Here is an 18,494-nt window from a genome sequence, read left to right as displayed (position 1 = left end):
TTTAATCCAAATGAACGGCCATACGCTTCGCGGTTTTATTCTTACGTGTCACCATCAGACCACAAATCACCACGATGGAGGTTACTCCTAAGGACAAAGTCGTTTCATAACTATATTGAGGCGATAAAAACATATAGCCCAATACACTCATAATCACCACAATGACAAACCATGTCAGCCAAGGAAATAACCACATTTTAAAGGTCACTTGAGCGCCTATTTTTTCCAGTTTAGCTCTTGAGCGTAGTTGTGACACAGCAATGACTAAATAAACCACTAAGGCAATTGAACCCGTTGTTGAAAGTAAAAATCCAAAAACTTGCCCAGGAAACATATAATTCACGGCGCAACAAATCAGTCCAACCAAGGTTGAAGCAAACACTGCGATTGTTGGCACACCTGCATCATTAATTTTAGTCACAACTTTCGGGGCTTCTTGACGTGCACCCAATGCAAACAGCATCCGTGAAGAAGTATATACAGCCGCATTCATACAACTTGCCACCGCAATAAACACCACCATGTCCATAATCAATTTGGTTTGCGGCACATTGAGGCTGACCAAGACATACTGAAAGGTCCCCAATTTTTGTAAATCAGGCGAACGCCAATCGACTAAAGCCACTGCTAGAAAAATCGAAACGACAAAGAATAAAATGATGCGATACAGCACTAGATTGGTGGCACGTTTAATTTTCTCTTGTGGATTTTTAGACTCTGCCGCAGCAATCGACAGAATTTCAACACCAAAAAATGAAAATGCTGAAATTAAAATCGCCGAGAGAACACCACCCATGCCATGCGGCATAAAACCGCCATTTGAAAATAAATGCCCCACACCACTGACATCACGAGCCAAAGGCCAAAGACCGAATACAGCCGATGCACCAATCACAATAAACAGCAGTATCGCAACCACTTTAATTAAAGCAAACCAAAACTCAAACTCACCAAAACTTTTGGTACTAAAGAAATTGGCTAAACTGAGTAAAATAATAAAAGCAAAGGCATAAATAGCACTGGAAACTTGAGGAAACCATGCATGTAAAATTTCCGCACCAGCAATTGCTTCAATAGGGATTACCAAAACCCAAAACCACCAATATAACCAACCCACGGTAAAGCCAGCCCAAGGGCCAATTGCTTTACGTGCATAAGTAGAAAATGAACCTGTATCTGGTTGAGCAACGGCCATCTCACCGAGCATACGCATCACCAAAAAAACAATAATACTGGTAATAATATAAGCCAGTACAGCAGCAGGACCTGCTTTGGCAATTGCAGCTGAAGAGCCGACAAATAAACCTGCACCAATAACGCCACCGATACTAATCATCGTGATATGTCGGTTGGAAAGTCCTTCACCTAATTTTGTTGTTTTAACACCATTCATATTTTATTCCTTAAAAATACTTTTAAAATCGTGATTTACATTATTAAATCCTTATTCAAAAGAGAGAAAATCGATGATCTTCCCTCTATACAGCAAAAATTAATTTAAAGTCGGCATTGAAAACTGCTTGGCTTCACGAACGTGTGTAGCTGGCCAGCGCTGGGTAATGGTTTTACGACGCGTATAGAAACGCACCCCATCTGGCCCATAAGCATACAAGTCACCAAATAACGAACGCTTCCAGCCACCAAAACTATGATAAGCAACAGGTACGGGCAATGGCACATTTACCCCGACCATTCCCACTTGGATATGATGGGTAAAATAGCGCGCAGCTCCCCCATCACGGGTATAAATACAGGTACCATTTCCATACTCATGATCATTAATTAACTGCATCGCCTGTTGCATGGTTTCTACGCGAATCACCTGTAAAACAGGGCCAAAAATTTCTTGCTGATAACTGGTCATGTCTGTTGAAACTTGATCGATCAGGGTCGGGCCAACAAAAAATCCAGTTTCATAACCGACAGGTTTGGCATCACGACCATCAACAACGATTTTAGCACCTTGCAGTTCAGCACTTTGGATAAAAGCTTGAACTTTATCTTTATGTGCTTGCGAAATGAGCGGTCCAAAGTCATTTTGTTGATCTGCATAATGACCAAACTTGAGTTGTTGCATTTCGTGGCTAAGTTTTTCAATCACCAGATCAGCAATTTCATCGCCAATTGCCACTGCTACAGACAATGCCATACAGCGTTCACCAGATGAGCCAAAAGCTGCACCCAATAATGAGTTCACCACATTATCGATATCTGCATCAGGCATGATAATGGCATGATTTTTTGCACCACCTAAGGCCTGACAGCGTTTGCCTGCCGAGGTTGCTGTACGATAAATATATTCAGCAATCGGGGTTGAACCAACAAAGCTGATCGCTTGAATGTTTGGATGATGTAATAAGGCATCCACTGCTTGTTTATCACCATTGATGACGTTAAACACACCATCGGGTAAACCCGCCTGTTTAAGTAATTCCGCCAAATATAATGCTGCGGATGGGGTTTTTTCAGAAGGTTTTAAAATAAAGCAATTTCCGCAAACAATCGCCATTGGGAACATCCACAATGGCACCATTGCTGGAAAATTAAATGGTGTAATCCCAGCAACCACACCTAAAGGTTGAAATTCACTCCATGAATCAATATCTGGGCCAACATTTTTTGAGTATTCACCTTTTAAAAACTCAGGTGCACCACATGCATATTCAACATTTTCAATTCCGCGTTGTAACTCACCTTGCGCATCATGGCAAATTTTTCCATGTTCCTGTCCAATCAACTCACAGAGTTTTTCAGCATTGTCTTCTAGCAGTTGTTTAAACTTAAACATCACTCGTGCACGTTTAATCACAGGGGTATCACGCCATGCTGGAAAAGCCTGTTGTGCAATGTGAACCACCTGATTGACTAAGTCGCTATCTGCAAGCGCAACTTCTTTGCTGATCTTGCCTGTGGCTGGATGATATACAGCTTGTGTTCTTGAGGTCTTGCTTACCAATCCCCCTTGAATAAAATGCCCAACCAGCGTGATCGGTTGTACTGCTTCAACTTTTTCGGTATTAGACAGCTCGCCACCACTAAAATTTTCTAAATTGTTCATTACTTTTCCTTGTCTATTGTCTAGCTGTTCCGTATTGATTTACTTAGAGGCACACCCTATTTATTTCACCTGATAAAGTGTCTCACCTACTGCATTCATCAAGCTGCTTAATTGCGCTTCTGTGCTGTTAAACATTGGGCCAAACTGAAGGGTATCCCCGCCAAAACGCACATAGAAACCTGCTTTCCACAGTTTCATTCCAATTTCAAAACCGCGAATCGTGGCATCACCATCACGTGGAGCCAATTGCAAGGCACCAATCAATCCACAGTTACGGATGTCGACAATATGGGGGGAACCTTTTAATTCATGAACAAGCTTTTCAAAGCTTGGTGCTAAGCCAGCGGATTGGGAAATTAAATTTTCATTTTCGAGTACATTTAAGGTGGCGAGAGCCGCGGCACAGGCAACAGGATGGGCCGAATAGGTATAGCCATGGGTAAATTCAATGGCATGTTCAGGCAGGTCTTGCTGCATAAATGCATTGTAAATTTCACGGCTTGCCACCACCCCACCTAATGGAATTGCGCCATTGGTAATCTGTTTAGCAAAGGTCAAAAGGTCTGGTGTAACTCCAAAATGTTCAGCCGCAGTCCATTTGCCGATACGCCCAAAGCCAGTGATCACCTCATCGAAAATCAGTAAAATATCGTGTTGGTCACAAATTTCTCGTAGGCGTTGTAAATAACCAACTGGTGGCACGATACAGCCTGCTGAACCTGAAACAGGTTCTATTATTACTGCTGCAATATTAGAAGCATCATGTAATTCAATCAGCTTGAGCATTTCATCTGCCAGCTCAACTCCACCTGTCTCAGCACAGCCTTTGCTAAAACTTAAATGCGCTTGCAAGGTATGAGGCAAATGATCCACATCCATCAATTGACCAAACATTTTACGATTTCCACCAATGCCGCCGAGACTGGTCCCTGCCACGTTTACACCGTGATAGCCACGCGCTCGTCCAATCAATTTGGTTTTGCTTGGTTTGCCTTGAATGCGCCAATAGGCACGTGCCATCTTGATCGCAGTATCCGCAGACTCTGAACCAGAGTCGGTAAAAAATACATGTTGCAGTTTTTCCGGCATCAGCTGAACAATTTTTTCAGCCAAATGAAAAGATAAAGGATGTCCAAATTGGAATGCGGGTGAATAATCCAATTTTGCCAATTGCTTACTTACAGCCTGTTGGATTTCAGGTCGTGTATGCCCTGCACCACACGTCCATAGCCCTGACAATGAGTCATAAATCTCACGCCCAGTACTGTCAATTAAATACGATCCTTTTGCACCCACGATCATGCGCGGATCTTTATGGAAATTACGATTTGCAGAAAATGGCATCCAATGGGCTTGATAATTTAAATTCATCTGCTCATTTGACTGACTGGCTTCCAATGCGTCATCGCGGTCATTTGATGTATCGATATCAAACATAAGTACTCTTCTTGTTTTGTGGTTATCTCTTGAGTGTACAAAGCGAGATAGTTTTGATAAATTCAAAATATCTTGAGTTTAGATATAAAAAAGCAAAACTAAATGAAACCTAAAAAATTAAATCAAGTTACTGATTTTGATATAAAATTACTTAAAATATTTAAAACAGTCTGTGACTGTCACAGCTTTACTGCTGCTGAAAGTATCCTAGGGATTAGCCGTTCTGCGATTAGTTTGCATATGAGTGATCTGGAAAATCGCTTAGGGATTCGCCTCTGTCAACGTGGTCGAGCAGGCTTTTCCATCACCGATGAAGGTCGGGAAGTTTTAGAATATATTGAAGTACTGACCGCTTCGATTGAGGACTTTCGTGCCAAAATCAATCAAATGCATAATCAGCTCAAAGGTGAATTTAATATTGGGATTATTAATAACTTAGTCACGATGCCCAGTGCTTATATCACCAATACATTGGCACAGCTTGCGGAAGAAAATACTGAGGTGGTTATTAATATTAGTATGAGTACACTGTCAGATATTGAGTGTCGTGTTTTGGACAATCGCTTACACGCTGGTGCGATTCCGTTGGTGAGCCCATTGTCAGGCCTCGATTATTTTCATTTATATAACGAAGAGTCTTCACTCTATTGTGGACAAAATCACCCGCTGTTTCAGCATTTAGGTGAAATAAGTTTAGATGACTTAAAACGATGCAATACAGTTCTTCCAAATTACGCCATTACCCCTGATGCAATGAAGTTGCATCAACGATTGAACTGTTCCGCCACAGCCAGTGACCGAGAAGGTATCGCCTTTCTGATTCTTTCAGGAAAATTTATGGGTTTTTTACCCGATCATTATGCGAAAAAATGGGTCCAAGATGGTTTAATGCAACCGATTTTACAAGAGAGAATGCATTACAGTACGCCGATCTGTCTAATTACCCACAAAGGAAAAAATTACAATATTATCTTAAAAACCTTTATGGATATATTAAATAAAACCGTCCAACCGATAAAATAATATACAAAGATTTAAAACAGTTTAAAATTCGATTATTTTTAATACAAATTAAAATATAATCCAACTAAAATAATCAGATTATATTTTAACTTATCACACAGCATAATTTTTAATTTATGTTATTTATATCACAAATTAATAGGCTTAATAATAATCTACCACCAGTATTTTATGCTGCTCACTTTCTAAATCTTGAATTTTTAAATGCGCCACACTATTGGCCTTCTTATCGATTAAGTTATTGAAATTAAAGCTATCTATCATGGTGGTTTTTCTCAGCACATCAATCGTATTATCAATCGCTTTGCAATTAGAATTATTAGAATCCTTTTCACATGTAAATTCTACAATCTGCCCTTGAAAATGAATCTCCTCTGCATAAGTGGCTAAACTTAAACTCGATATCGTTGTAAATGTTATTAATAAAAAGGATAGTTTTTTATTTAACTCCATCTCATTCCCCTCTAAAGAAATGGTGTAGTTAATTAATTACATAACCTTATTATTAATACAAGATTTTCCAATCAATAAATAAAAAAATAATTTTAAAAAATATGATTCACGTCAATTAATCATATTCAATTGTGACGGTTGCCATAGCTCGGACTTTTCCGGGCATCACTTTGGTTGCAGTCTGATAGTAACGCGCAGTCATTGGCACATTGTATTGAATATTATCATTTGACTTTAACGTGCCTAATTCTAGCTTGTCATTTTTAGCAATCACTTTATTCGAGTTTTTATATTGTGAAAGCAATTGTACGCCAACACCTGATGCACTACTTCCTGCGGTATTTGTATTCGCAAGTACATTTTGAGTGCTACTACTCACCGCATCATAATCAAAGCTTAGGCTGATTTTATTGCTTTCTTCATAACCACTCGGGTTTTTACCACCATTACACAAAATGTTGAGATCAAAGGCTTGCTCACCTTGCGTTGAACCGACACCTTTAAAATCAACCTTATTTACCGTTGGCAGTGTCACAGTTTTATTAATATTTCCCAATATTTCACATGAAGAAGACGCAATAGTAATCGCATTCCCATATACCGTACTGGTTAACCAAGGTGGGCTTTGGCGTTCACCAGAACGATAACTACTATATGTGCCTGGAACCAGTGCGCCAGATCCTGTTGATGTCGCCGTTTTAACAATTTCAACAATAAAAAAACCTTCTGCCAAAACACGTCTACCACTCGCACTTCGTGTATAAGGATAATAATCGGCAAAACCAGGAGCTGTTGGCGCTTCACGGTATAAGCGAATACCAATTCCATCAATATTGGTGTTATAAACCGAATTACCGATAGGGCTAAGTGAATAGTTTTGAGTTAAAACAGCCCCAAGTGTGCCATAACTACCACAACTATACGTCGAACCATTGGGTCTAATTGGAAAAGAGGCTTTGCGTAAAACCTTTCCGACAGGGTCACTTGGTCTCACCACAACACGTCCTACTGCCATGCTCACATCAACAGTAGAGAAACCACGATCTGGTATACATGCAGCATATGTCCCTGAACTCACAGTCCCAGCAATGAGCAAGAGAATACGATTTAAAACTTTACCGTTCATTGACATACACCTTCCGCCATAATCATATTTTGCTTTTTGTCTGCTGCTTGCGCAGAAACATCATATTGGATGTGGCATTGCTCGTTAGCATTTTCGCCCCATTTCACTGTAACCGAGTCTGCAGTAGTATTGGTTCTTAAGTAAACCATACTTCCTTGCGCAACCATTCCAATATTTTCACCTTTTGTATCAAATACTTCTGCTGCAAAAGGTAAAGTTTCACCATTTTGTTTTTTGCTGCGAATATAAATTGCTTTACCAGTTTTCGTCGCAAAACTCACTTGTGAAATTGAACCTGCATAGGGTGCGATACGCTGACTTGTACCATCTAACTCTACATCTGTCGACATTCCTTGAGGATCAAGGCTAATGTCATTTAAACGATATGGAGTTACATATGGAATCACCGCATAACCAGATTTATTGATACTTAAACCTGTCGCATTATTCACTTTTGCACCAGCAGCTTCAGGTGCATACACCAACACCATGGTTTGCCCCTGATCTGGTCCAAACAAGACACCTTCAGGATGAGCAACAATATTACCACGTGCAGTCAACATGGCTTGTTGATAACCATCAGCAGCACTGAATGAACCACCAACAGTCGCGTAGTTGGTACGATACTGAGCATTAAAATTGGCACTCGGATTATCACCATAACGCGTCGATACAGATGTACCATAGTTAAAACGATCGCCAACCACACCACTCACACCGACAGTCGCATTATCTTGCGTCATAATCGAGTTAAGGTTCGCTGAGCTTTTCTTAAATGAAAGTGGTAAGGACATGGTCAACATATACTCAGTATCACTATTGCTGATACTTGTAGCGTTGTTTTCAACAATACGTTTAATTGCTGACAACCCATAAGTCAAACCACGGTAGTTGTTGCTATAACCCACTTGATACTGACGGGTTGTTTCCTGACGATTCCAGTAATCTACCCACGAACCTGTTGCATAAATGTTGCCAAAATCACGTGGTAAACCCTGATTCAGGGTGATCTGAAATTCACTGCGCTGTTTACCTACATGAGCTGAACTAATGCCTTTATTGTCAAGGTCTTGTACCAATATTGCATCACGTAACTTATAAAAGTTTTCTGTAGAATAACGATATGCAGCTAAGGTTAAATTGGTATCTGTTGGGGTAATTAATTTACTATAACTGATACGGAAACTTTGCCCACTTTCACTTTTGCGACGTTCAAAATCTGCTTGTGAATGCGTTACATCAAGTGCAATTGCGCCAATCGGTGTTGCAAAAGCACTGCCCAATGTCACTGCTGAATAGTCTTCTGAGAACTGTACACCACCATAAGCAGTGATCGAGTTATTGATACCGCGTTGATATTTCCCTTGTACAATAAAAGGATCTAGATCGATATCTTTATCACGGAATTGACCCATTGACACAGAATAACGGCTCATTCCTGGACGGAGCATTTGTACAACAGATGCATAAGGAATTGAATAGCGTTGAATCTCACCATTGGCTTCTAAAATAGAAACTTCGAGTTCACCACCAAATCCTGTCGGATAGAGGTCATTGATTTCAAAACTACCCGGTGCAACCGTTGTTTGATAAATCAACTGACCTTGCTGACGTACTTCAACCTTGGCATTGGTTTTTGCATTACCGCGAATACGAGGTGCATAACCAATCATACTGTTGGGTAACATACGGTCATCACTGGAAAAATCGAAACCACGATAACCAAATGAATCAAAGATTTCACCATCAGTAAAGCTTTCACCTAAAGTCAATACACCACGGTATTGCGGGAATGCGCGTTGCACATAGGTGTTAATCGCGTCATAACTTGATTTAGATTGATTATCTGTGGTGGTGCGGTCTTGCCATTGCCATTGACCATTATGGCGCAATTGCCAACCAGCTAAATTTGCACCAGCAGTTATCGAAGTAAATGCGTTGGTGGTTTCTTGGCCACCTTGGGTTTTATTAAATGTTTTATATGCACTGGCATTATAAGAAAGAAATGCAGCATTGATCCCGCGATCCCAAACACTAGGGTCGACATAGCCTTGCGCATTTTTTTGCATCGCAACTTGTGGAATCGAAATATCGACACGTAAACGTGAAGTATCAAATTCATAAAACGAATCTTCAACCCACTGTTCGATTTTCTGACAACCTGTCAGAGCAAAGCTTTCGCCTTTTTTTAACACCTCTGCTTTAACGCCGTATTCTAATAATTGGTTTGAGCTAAAGCAGGTAAACGCATTTTGATTATTTTCAGTCGCTTTAAACACCATACGATGTTTACCAAACCAGTTACCATTGACATAAATATCCACATTATAGTCACCTGGTAACACAGGATTGCCATATTTAAAGCGATTTACATCTATCTTTTTGGCATCGCCAATTAAAAAAGCCGAATCAAATTCTGCTTCTGCAGCAGTCGGAGACTTTTCAGCCTCTTTTAAGTCAGTTTCAGATGCATTAACTAAAGCAGGAATGCTGAGCGTAATAACCCCACAAGCCACATAGTAACTGATATGTCGCTTGATCCACTTGTAGCTTTGTTCATTTTTTTGCATAAAGAAGTCTGCCTATCAACAAATGAATAGGTTTTTTTACTCGCTTACTCTCAGATAAATGAAATGATTAAATCATCATTGCGAAGGTGCTTTAAATTTCTTGCATTGAAGAAATTTAAAGACTTGTTCAATCTATTAAAATTTAATATTTCGCTCTACACGACCACCATAATCATTGATTGTGGTAAAGGTCATCTTAGCGACATTGGAATTTTTTAAACTCACCGTTCCATCAGAAAATGGTTTCAACATTAAACCTTGTGAAATCAAATCAACGCGTTTGCCTGATTGATCTTGCATAATAGAAGTCAAGGTAATGTGAAATGGTGTTGGGTTTTTTACGGTTAACTGAGTACCGTTATTGCTCCACTGTAATTTTTCAGGTGCCAAAGCGACATCTTCTTTAAGTCCAGCTGGGCGATAAAAAAACTTAATACGCGATCGAATCGCAAGTTGTAAAAAGTTATCTGGTACAACATTCTGATCTTTCGCAGAAGGCTTTGGTGGGATATCGAGAATATTTAACCAAAATAGCGTTTCCTGAGTTTTACTTAACTCATTTGCATTCGGCAAACTGGTAATACGTAAAGACTGCCCTTTTTTTGCTTCCACACGCGATATAGGCGGTGTAATCATAAAAGGCGCTTTCGACTGATCAGGCGTAGATTTCGCATCTCCCTCATCAATCCATGCTTGAACCAATGCAGGATTATTTCCGTTATTACTTACCTGTAAAGTAATTTCACGTGCATCAGATGGATAGATAACACGAGTACCATGAATGATGATTTCAGCATTCGCTGCACCAAACGGAATTAAAAATGCGAGTAAACCTTTTTTAAGAAAGGAATGATTCAAGAACATAACGATTATCTCTATATCTAAAATAAAGTAAAAGAGCTAGGTTGCTAGACAACCTAGCTCCGTACCATTCAATAAAAAATTATTGATAGATAATAGTATATTGAACAGACGTTGTTACTTTACCAGCAGCAGATGCATCAGTTGCATAATATTCAGCATAGTAATTAAGATCAGCTGCACCTTTGTCCGCAACATCTACCCATTGAGAGTTAGTTTGCGCGCCAGAAGCACCCGCAGCAAGTACAGGAATGAATTGGTTATTTGAACCTAACAATTGAACTTGAACGTTTTTCGCGCCAGTTGCATCTGTGTTATTTAAACGACCAGTACCAAAATCAACTGTTGAACCTGGTTCAAAATAAGTTGCAACTTTGCCTTCAGAGCAGTTAGCCAAGTTGATTGTGAATGGCGTACGGCCCGCGATATCACCAGTTTTAGCAAGAGTTTGCTTAGATACTGTAGGAAGCGTTACTGTGAAATCTTTACCTTGTGGAGTCACGATATCACAAGTTTTATCAGTTACTAGACCATTGATTGTGATTGTGCCGTCTGCTGCAAAAGCACTAGACATTGCTAAAATTGAAACTGATGCTGCTAAAAAAGTATTTTTCATACCAAGTATCCTATACAGACAAAAAAATGATTCGTTTTGATCGATGGGTATTATGCACACTGAGAAGAAAATGTAAACAAAGTCACACTTTGTGTATAAAATAGATACAAGTGTATATAAATTTGTGTTTTTTGAGAAAAATATTTTTATTATAAATTTCAATATATTAAATATTTATTACATTCATATTTCAGTTTTATTTAAAATATTTTTTTTTGTAAATTTTTTACATAAAAACAAAATTCACGTTATTTCAGCATAAATTCTGAATTAATCACATGAGTATAAATCATCGTTTTATGTCATTTGATTAAGAAAATTTGCTTTGAAATTCAGGCAAAAAAACAGCGATATCACAACTCACCCTCGCCCCCTTACAAAGCTAAAAGACCAATGAGTAGCAATGCTTTAACGACTATTTTACTGATTGATATTTCGCTTAAATTTAGAATTTCCACTGACCAATGTTTGACAAATCGCCCAGTTAGGATACCCAATAATGATGTTTATATATGAGTTTAAGGAATGAATATTTTTATTTTTCTATACAACATTCAACTTTTTTAATGTTAAAAATCATATAAATATTTTTCCCAATTAAAATGTGAAATAGTTAACATATTAATATGTGTTGTGTTTGGACCTATTTCTGAACAATCTATTCAGGACTACACCTCTTCACCTGTATTGTCTTTCTCACTTTATCTAGATAATCGCCTACATCAACATCTACCACTGCCCAGATCAAGCCTTTAAACTTTTCTTCATTCAGAAACGTACTTACTTCTGATGCTAAAGGAATATTTTTGCCATCTTCTGCAAGAATCTCCAAATGATCAGCAATTGCTTCTTTCGCATTGCTTAATGCTTCTTCAAAAGAATCACCCGCAGAGAAACATCCCTGAATATCGGGAACAATCACGCCATAGGCTTCATCGTTTGAACCTTTTTCTAATGCAACTGGATATAATATACTCACCTCTTTTGGAGAAAATGAAGTCTAACTGTACTGCAGCATTCTAGACCGCATACTTCAACATGCTTTTTAAAATGACAATTGGTCAATTCTTTATAGATAAGATACTGTAACTCAGCTCTATGCTAGACAGATTTCTAAACTATTAAATATTACCCCTGTTTAAATAATAACGAATCTTTCATTTTAAAATAAGCACCATTCTATTTACTTATACACCCAACCCAACCATTTTAAATAAATTAAGTATTATTTTAATACCACCTAAATGGCTTAATACCAATATTTTTAAAATGATTTTTATCCCTTTTCAACAAAACATAGCATAAATAAAATTTTCGCATCATAATTTAAATTTAAGCAATTTTAATATTTTGATGTTTAAAATATTATTCGGATATAAATTCAATCTATTTCAAAGATACCCTCCGATCAACACCACCCACATTAAATCAAATTGATTTAAAATTTAAAGTAAAACTTAAACAAGCCTTTTATAAAAGTAATAGATTATCGCCTTAAATAACACTATATTTTAAGCTAAAAAAGTCTTTATCTAAAATAAAATCGCTCTAAATTAAAACTTAAAAACCCAAAATATTTATTAGCAAGTATTTTAAATTTTATTATTTTACTTTTATAAAAAATCAGAATAAATTTAAAAAGATTAACCATAACATCAAACTTAAAAGTACTTAACTTTTCATATCCAAAAGATTAATTAAAAAATTAATTTTTTAAATCTATAACATATGGACTAGAACCATATAGAAAAATGATTTTCTTTTCCTCATGTTCGATTTTGTGAATTTCATAATCAATCAATCCGTTTACAGAGCTAATTTCAATTTCATTGGCGTCATCAATAACTCTCGACTTATTATTGAGATAATATTTGAGTTGAACAACGAATATCTTATCCAGATTGCTCATTTGTTTTGCCACAACCAATCTACTTGTTTTAGCCTTGTTATTCATTTTAACGTTCATATTCATTTAATCCTCACGAATAACATTGTCTGATGATTTTGAAAGTAGTCTTTGAATGACTGTTCTTGTTACCGAATACTGCTTAGCTAAAGAATAGACACTCTGTCCATTTTTAAATTTTTCTAAAACCTCATCTTTCTGGGTTTTATTCAAAATTTCTGGCCGACCTACTTTGTTTATATTTTTATTACCAATCTTTCTGTTCGATTGAAGCTTCCCATCGAAATCAGAACAGATTTTTAGAAAATGAAAAAAAATCTTTTTTATATCTCCTTTAATCTCCTTCTTTGAAAATTCCAAACAAACTAAACGTATTCCTTTTTTAAAAATAAAATTGACACTCGAATATATCTCTTTGAAATCACTTCCCAAAGAATCTATTCCATCTATTAATAAAAGATCTCCGCTTTCCAGTGTATAGTTAATCAAATTTATAAGTTTATGCCTAAAATCTAGGGGTATGCCTATTTTCACCTGTTCAAATACAAGCCTATTTTTCGGTATTTCATAACCATATCCAAGAATATAGTCAGCATAATTAAATTCATCCATTGAGAATTCATCAATTCTGAAGTATGCATAAGTCCGCACAATAAGCCCTCTTCAAATAATAACAGTTATATTCAGTATTTTTTAGAAAAACAAATATGTATAAAACATATAAATGATTTAAAACATAGAGAAATAATCATCTACCCTTATAATAAATAATTATTAAAATCCATATTTTAATTAAAAATTAAAACACAAATTAAGACAATAAAAGAATGATCAAAACACAAAAAAAACAAATATTATGCCAATGGCTGTGTTTTAAATAGCACTTCTAAATTATTTTAATATTGAGATATTTCACATAAAAAATGTATAATAAAAAATAAAATACACTTGTATATGTATAATAATGAATTTTAATAAATGGTTTAAATAAAGCAAACGGTTCGCATATTTTTATAAAAAAACATAATTAAAGAGAGTTTTTATTTAATATCAATAAAAAATAAACAGTAAAATTACCATTTAATAAAGCCATGATAAAAATGATTATCATGGCTTTATATCGTTAAAACTCAACATTTACCGTTATTGTGTCTGAATAATTACCAGCCGGCAGACTTGGTGAATTCGTGTCCAAAACTTTTGCAGTAAAGGAAAAACCCTGCTGGTTGGTATTATGTTGCCCCGGGTTCGTTGTCGCCTCGAGACTTGACCAACGCTCATTGACACTACTGCCCCAACGTTCCGTCGTTGCATTTTTATAAATCTCATAGCGTAGAAAATTATTGCTATTGCTTGCCTTCATTGCACGTTGATTGCCAGTTTGTGGATAGAGTCCATTATTTAAACCGACATGATAAGGTGTAAATACTGAGCAACGTACGCCTAGAGAGGTTTGAACTGGTGTAAAAACATCTGCAAAAGGTGATGTTCCAAAATTAACTGCATTGGTAGAAATACGACAATCAGGTAAAACGTCAATATATAGATTCAATGTTGCATCACTCCCGGCGCCCCAATTGAAAGCAGTAATTAGACCACCACGGTTAAAACCCGGACTTTCAAAAAAGGTGCCTACTCCTATAAATGCAAACGCAGGTACAGAATAATACCATTTGACTTTAAAGGATTTGTCCGCTGTGTATCTCCCAGGAGAGACATTTTGCCCTGCATTAATTTTGGCATAAAATGGTAATGCACCATTAGGTCCTGTAAAGAAATTGATAATTGTAAAGCTACTCATATCAACTTCTTTACCAAGACTTATTGCTCTATTATTGGTATCCAGATAATCCACTGTAAGAACTTCACCAGTCCCAGCATTTTTATAACTTACCGGCATTTGATCGACCCGATACTTCAGATAAGTGTTATTTAAAGCAGCCAAACTAAACCCTTCACATCTTAAACCAGCACTAAACTGATTAGATTGCGTGCCTTGCTCCGCCAATGTCATAGACGAAATCGCACCCATCGTCACATTACCACTTAAGGTGATAACACAAACCGCTTGACTCTGAGCAGTAAGCAATATCAACCCAGAAAATAATAGACCTGCCGGTATTAAATTTTTTAAAGTAATCATGGTTGAGTCACCTCACGACAAACAACCGACTTAATCACTGCAATCTGTTGTTGCGCTTGTTTTAAATCCAACGAAAAGTTTGCTTCACATATGCGCTGATCTGATAGTTGCACCCGAATGCTATTTTCTGCACTCAGATCTTCAAAATAAGCAATACCATCCATCCCCACATAACTCGATTCTTGATCGGCACGATGTACCACCGCACCCACTGGAACCGCTTGCCCATTGCTTTGCACCAAATACACATTTGCCGCATAAGACTGTTTGATTGGGAAGCCAATCACCACACCTGAACCTCGTTTTGCTGCGATCCGATTTTCAACTTGGGTTGCATTAAAGTTAGACGGTAAATCGATCGGGTTGATGCTGTATTTAGCCGCGTAATAAGGCGTCACTGACGGTACAAAAACATAACCCTTGGCGTTACTCCGCCCCACTAGATTGTTTTCATAATGCACGGGTACATCTGCAACTTTATTGGTATCAATCAAAGCAAAAGATTCACCCAGTCGATTGGCAACGAAAACATTACCTGACATCAACACCACCGAACCTGAAAGTCCAAACCAATAGTTGTAATCACGGCTACCCGACATGCCGACATCGGTATTAAAATATTGGTTACGGTAGCTCACACGTGCTTGATTGTAGTCATCGCTGTTTTCATTAAAACGTCGACTTAAATCAACACCAACACCACCATCCAATGGCACACTACGGTTATAGTTGATATAACCATAATCACCACTGGATTGTTGGCTATAACCTAGACTGGCAGTGGATCTGCTCTTGGAAAATGGAACCGATAACTGAAATGCAGCACTCCACTCTTTTTCCACAAAATCCCGATTGGCACTTAACGACACTGTCGCACCACGCAGATAGGACGGTAATACTGGTGCCCAAGACAGGTTCATCAGTTTATTTTTAATGTCGCGGTTCTTGGTCTGGATATAGGCCACCCCAAAAGTACCTGACTTATCTGTGGCAAAATAAGTATTGGCAACCAAACTTTTATGACTGTTGGCTGAGATCAAATTGCTATATTGCAAGCGCGAAAGGTCATAATAATCCTGATCGCGCTGGGTATGATTGAGACTAAATCCAAAACGCTGCTGGTTATAGCTATAGCCTAGCGTATATTGATTTCCCTTAAGGTTTTGACTATTGATCCGGTTAAACTCACGATCTGCCCGACTTTGAGTTGCCGAACCACTTAATACCCCAAACTGATTCAGCTTAAGCACTGAACCTAGTCCAGCCAACTGAATTGAATCGGAGAGTTCAACCCGTCCTTCAGCCGTGAGCCAATCGTTAATCCCGTAACGCGCATCCGCTGAACTGGCAAATTTGCCATATGCAAAGTTTTTAATCCCATAATCTTCTCGGATCTGCCCCATAGACACGGAATAATCCAATAAACCCGGTTTAAGCAAAGTATTCGAAATATAAAACGGCACTGAGGTTGCCACCTGACGGCCAACACTGTCTGTGGTGACAATCACCGCCTCGCCTTTACCATTAACAAACGGAACATTATTCAGAATAAAAGGACCAGATTGCACATCGGTTGAATTGGCTTTCTGCCCATTGATCAATAAGTCCACGGTACTCGGTAAAGCCGCTTGTCCTTTAAACTGGGGTAAAGGATAGGTAATCAAATCTGGACGGGTGCCAAAATTACGTTGTAACTGCAATCCACCTAAACGCACTGAACTTCCCCATGCGTTTTTACTTCCTGTAATCACATCGCCTGCTAAAAATGAAATCACACTGACAGGGTCATCATATTGCCAAGTGGTATCATAGCGACGATAACCATCACTGTTCTGATTGGATGACTCAAAATCAGTTTTGCTATAAATTCCTGAGTTTTTCAGTACACCATAGGGGGAGAAAAAGCGTTGCTCTGTAAAGAGTGTACTGCTATAGCCACCATTCTCTGGGCGGTAGGTATAAAAGTCATAGTTATTTAATAAACCAATACCCGACTGCGCTGTTTCAGGTTGATACCAAGAATCCAAGCCGCGTATCTGCACTGGCATCCAGCTGGCAGGTAGATCTAGACTAAAATACTGTTGCGCTGAATTGTACTCATACTTCAATTCGGGAATCTGATTGAGGCTGACCCAATCCAAAGCTTTGCCCGAAAAGCCTAAAGTAAATACATCCAGATCGGTCAAGTTTTTTTCTGACTGTTGCTGCAGTGCATCCGCAGGCAGCTTAATCTGTAACTCATCCAGTTTCGATTGCTGAATAAAGTAATGATCGCCTTTGACAATGACCGGTATCACCTGTCGCGTCGAATATTGATTGATCACCAAGTCCAGATAAAGCTTAAATAAGCTATTTACTTCTGAAACATCTCGTGGTGGCGGGGGTAAACCATTTGCATACACGTTACAGCTCAGCAATGGAATATTCGCAACCAATATCAATGTCAGGCTTTTGCATAAAAAAGAAGGGGGATTTAACCCTGATAGATAACGCATTTATCCTCCCCCTCCTTCTCTCTTAATCTCAAGCAACTCCTGTTTCACCCCTGAACTGTCAACCCCATACAAACTGCTTTGACCACTTAGGCTGTTGAGTAGCTTGTTGTCCAGATCAAACTTCATGGTGCTGTTTGCCAGCACATAACCAAAGGCAGTTTTACCAAAAGCCATTTGCTCTGAAGTCGGGGTTAATTTAATCCCAGCAAGCCGTGAAAATTTTGAACCAGTATTTTTAATATAAAGTTCAGGTTTGCCCTGTTCATTATTCTTGACCCACCAACTTAATATCGGTTTAGCCAAAGGATTTTTCGTATTGGTTTTTTGTGAAACTTCAGTTAAACCACTGCCAAGCCCTTTGCCATAGGCAAATAAGGGAATGGAATAACGCATTTGAAAACTGACTGTCGACGTTTCTTTTTCATTTTCTGGATTTACCTTGATGGGTAATTCATCAACAATAATTCGATAGGCAAGTTCTTTGGCATCAGGTACAGCAGCCGAGCGGGTTAAACGCAACATATGCTTTTCACCTGCTTTAATCTTTGCCACGGGTGGACTTGGAATAACCTCGGTTTGTTCCACATAGGCATCTTGCTGATGATTCTGATCCCATTTAAATACCCGAATCTGTACCATGGCATCAGAGTTACCGGTATTTTGTAGCCATACTGCAGTGGCTTTTTCGTTTTCTTCAATTTTTGGATAGATTGGCCAGATTAAAAAAGTGGCCTGTGCGAATACCGGTGAAGTGACCATCAATATCGCGGCCGCAGAGAAAGTCCTGCCCGACCATATTTTCATTT

General features: G+C 38.2%; 14 protein-coding genes and 1 pseudogene. 1 reads left to right on the top strand and 14 read right to left on the bottom strand.

Annotated features, from left to right (window positions below):
* Window position 1 precedes the first annotated feature (1 nt).
* The 3 genes from ACZ5QH_RS06285 to aptA form a co-directional block, all read right to left on the bottom strand.
* Window positions 2-1,393 (bottom strand): amino acid permease, encoded by a 1,392-nt coding sequence (locus ACZ5QH_RS06285; RefSeq protein ID WP_004819829.1) that lies wholly within the window; start codon window positions 1,391-1,393, stop codon window positions 2-4.
* A gap of 99 nt (window positions 1,394-1,492) precedes the next feature.
* Window positions 1,493-3,058 (bottom strand): CoA-acylating methylmalonate-semialdehyde dehydrogenase, encoded by a 1,566-nt coding sequence (locus tag ACZ5QH_RS06280; protein ID WP_303577278.1) that lies wholly within the window; start codon window positions 3,056-3,058, stop codon window positions 1,493-1,495.
* A 60-nt stretch (window positions 3,059-3,118) separates the two neighbouring features.
* Window positions 3,119-4,495 (bottom strand): omega-aminotransferase AptA, encoded by a 1,377-nt coding sequence (gene aptA / locus ACZ5QH_RS06275; RefSeq protein ID WP_303577279.1) that lies wholly within the window; start codon window positions 4,493-4,495, stop codon window positions 3,119-3,121.
* Window positions 4,496-4,597: 102 nt separating this feature from the next.
* Between aptA and ACZ5QH_RS06270 the strand changes: the two genes are divergently transcribed.
* A complete protein-coding gene (locus ACZ5QH_RS06270; protein WP_303577280.1) occupies window positions 4,598-5,518 on the top strand; it encodes a LysR family transcriptional regulator in 921 nt (306 codons plus the stop codon).
* A 144-nt stretch (window positions 5,519-5,662) separates the two neighbouring features.
* Here the strand turns inward: ACZ5QH_RS06270 and ACZ5QH_RS06265 are convergent, their stop codons facing one another.
* The 11 genes and pseudogenes from ACZ5QH_RS06265 to ACZ5QH_RS06215 all read right to left on the bottom strand — a co-directional run bounded on the left by ACZ5QH_RS06265 (window position 5,663) and on the right by ACZ5QH_RS06215 (window position 18,492).
* On the bottom strand, window positions 5,663-5,971 hold the full coding sequence (locus ACZ5QH_RS06265; RefSeq protein ID WP_303577281.1) for a hypothetical protein: 309 nt from the start codon (window positions 5,969-5,971) through the stop codon (window positions 5,663-5,665).
* Window positions 5,972-6,086: 115 nt separating this feature from the next.
* Window positions 6,087-7,097: a fimbrial protein gene (locus ACZ5QH_RS06260; RefSeq protein ID WP_035370891.1), complete on the bottom strand. Its 1,011-nt coding sequence runs from the start codon at window positions 7,095-7,097 to the stop codon at window positions 6,087-6,089.
* Entirely contained in the window at window positions 7,094-9,667 is a 2,574-nt protein-coding gene (locus ACZ5QH_RS06255) for a fimbria/pilus outer membrane usher protein (RefSeq protein WP_303577282.1), read from the bottom strand. Before ACZ5QH_RS06255 ends, ACZ5QH_RS06260 begins: the two co-directional genes overlap by 4 nt.
* A 135-nt stretch (window positions 9,668-9,802) precedes the next feature.
* Complete coding sequence (locus tag ACZ5QH_RS06250) at window positions 9,803-10,531, bottom strand: fimbrial biogenesis chaperone (protein WP_004722241.1); 729 nt, start codon at window positions 10,529-10,531, stop codon at window positions 9,803-9,805.
* Window positions 10,532-10,610: 79 nt separating this feature from the next.
* Entirely contained in the window at window positions 10,611-11,144 is a 534-nt protein-coding gene (locus ACZ5QH_RS06245) for a fimbrial protein (RefSeq protein ID WP_004819818.1), read from the bottom strand.
* 691 nt (window positions 11,145-11,835) lie between these two features.
* Window positions 11,836-12,117, bottom strand: a pseudogene (locus ACZ5QH_RS06240) (type II toxin-antitoxin system HicB family antitoxin); the annotation flags it as partial.
* Between the two features lie 732 nt (window positions 12,118-12,849).
* A complete protein-coding gene (locus ACZ5QH_RS06235) occupies window positions 12,850-13,116 on the bottom strand; it encodes a hypothetical protein (RefSeq protein ID WP_004819816.1) in 267 nt (88 codons plus the stop codon).
* Window positions 13,117-13,701, bottom strand: coding sequence for a recombinase family protein (locus ACZ5QH_RS06230; protein ID WP_004819814.1), 585 nt, complete (start codon window positions 13,699-13,701; stop codon window positions 13,117-13,119).
* A gap of 472 nt (window positions 13,702-14,173) precedes the next feature.
* The gene (locus ACZ5QH_RS06225; RefSeq protein ID WP_303577284.1) at window positions 14,174-15,193 is read right to left on the bottom strand and encodes a Csu type fimbrial protein; all 1,020 of its coding nucleotides are present in this window, start codon (window positions 15,191-15,193) and stop codon (window positions 14,174-14,176) included.
* Window positions 15,190-17,688, bottom strand: a complete 2,499-nt coding sequence (locus tag ACZ5QH_RS06220; protein ID WP_303577285.1) for a fimbria/pilus outer membrane usher protein — start codon at window positions 17,686-17,688, stop codon at window positions 15,190-15,192. The genes ACZ5QH_RS06225 and ACZ5QH_RS06220 overlap by 4 nt, the downstream gene beginning before the upstream one ends.
* On the bottom strand, window positions 17,689-18,492 hold the full coding sequence (locus ACZ5QH_RS06215) for a fimbrial biogenesis chaperone (RefSeq protein WP_303577308.1): 804 nt from the start codon (window positions 18,490-18,492) through the stop codon (window positions 17,689-17,691).
* Window positions 18,493-18,494 lie beyond the last annotated feature (2 nt).

The sequence above is a fragment of the Acinetobacter sp. Ac8 genome (genome assembly GCF_055392545.1).
The sequence above is the reverse complement of the archived record's forward strand: the minus strand, read 5'-3'. Positions and strand labels throughout refer to the sequence as shown.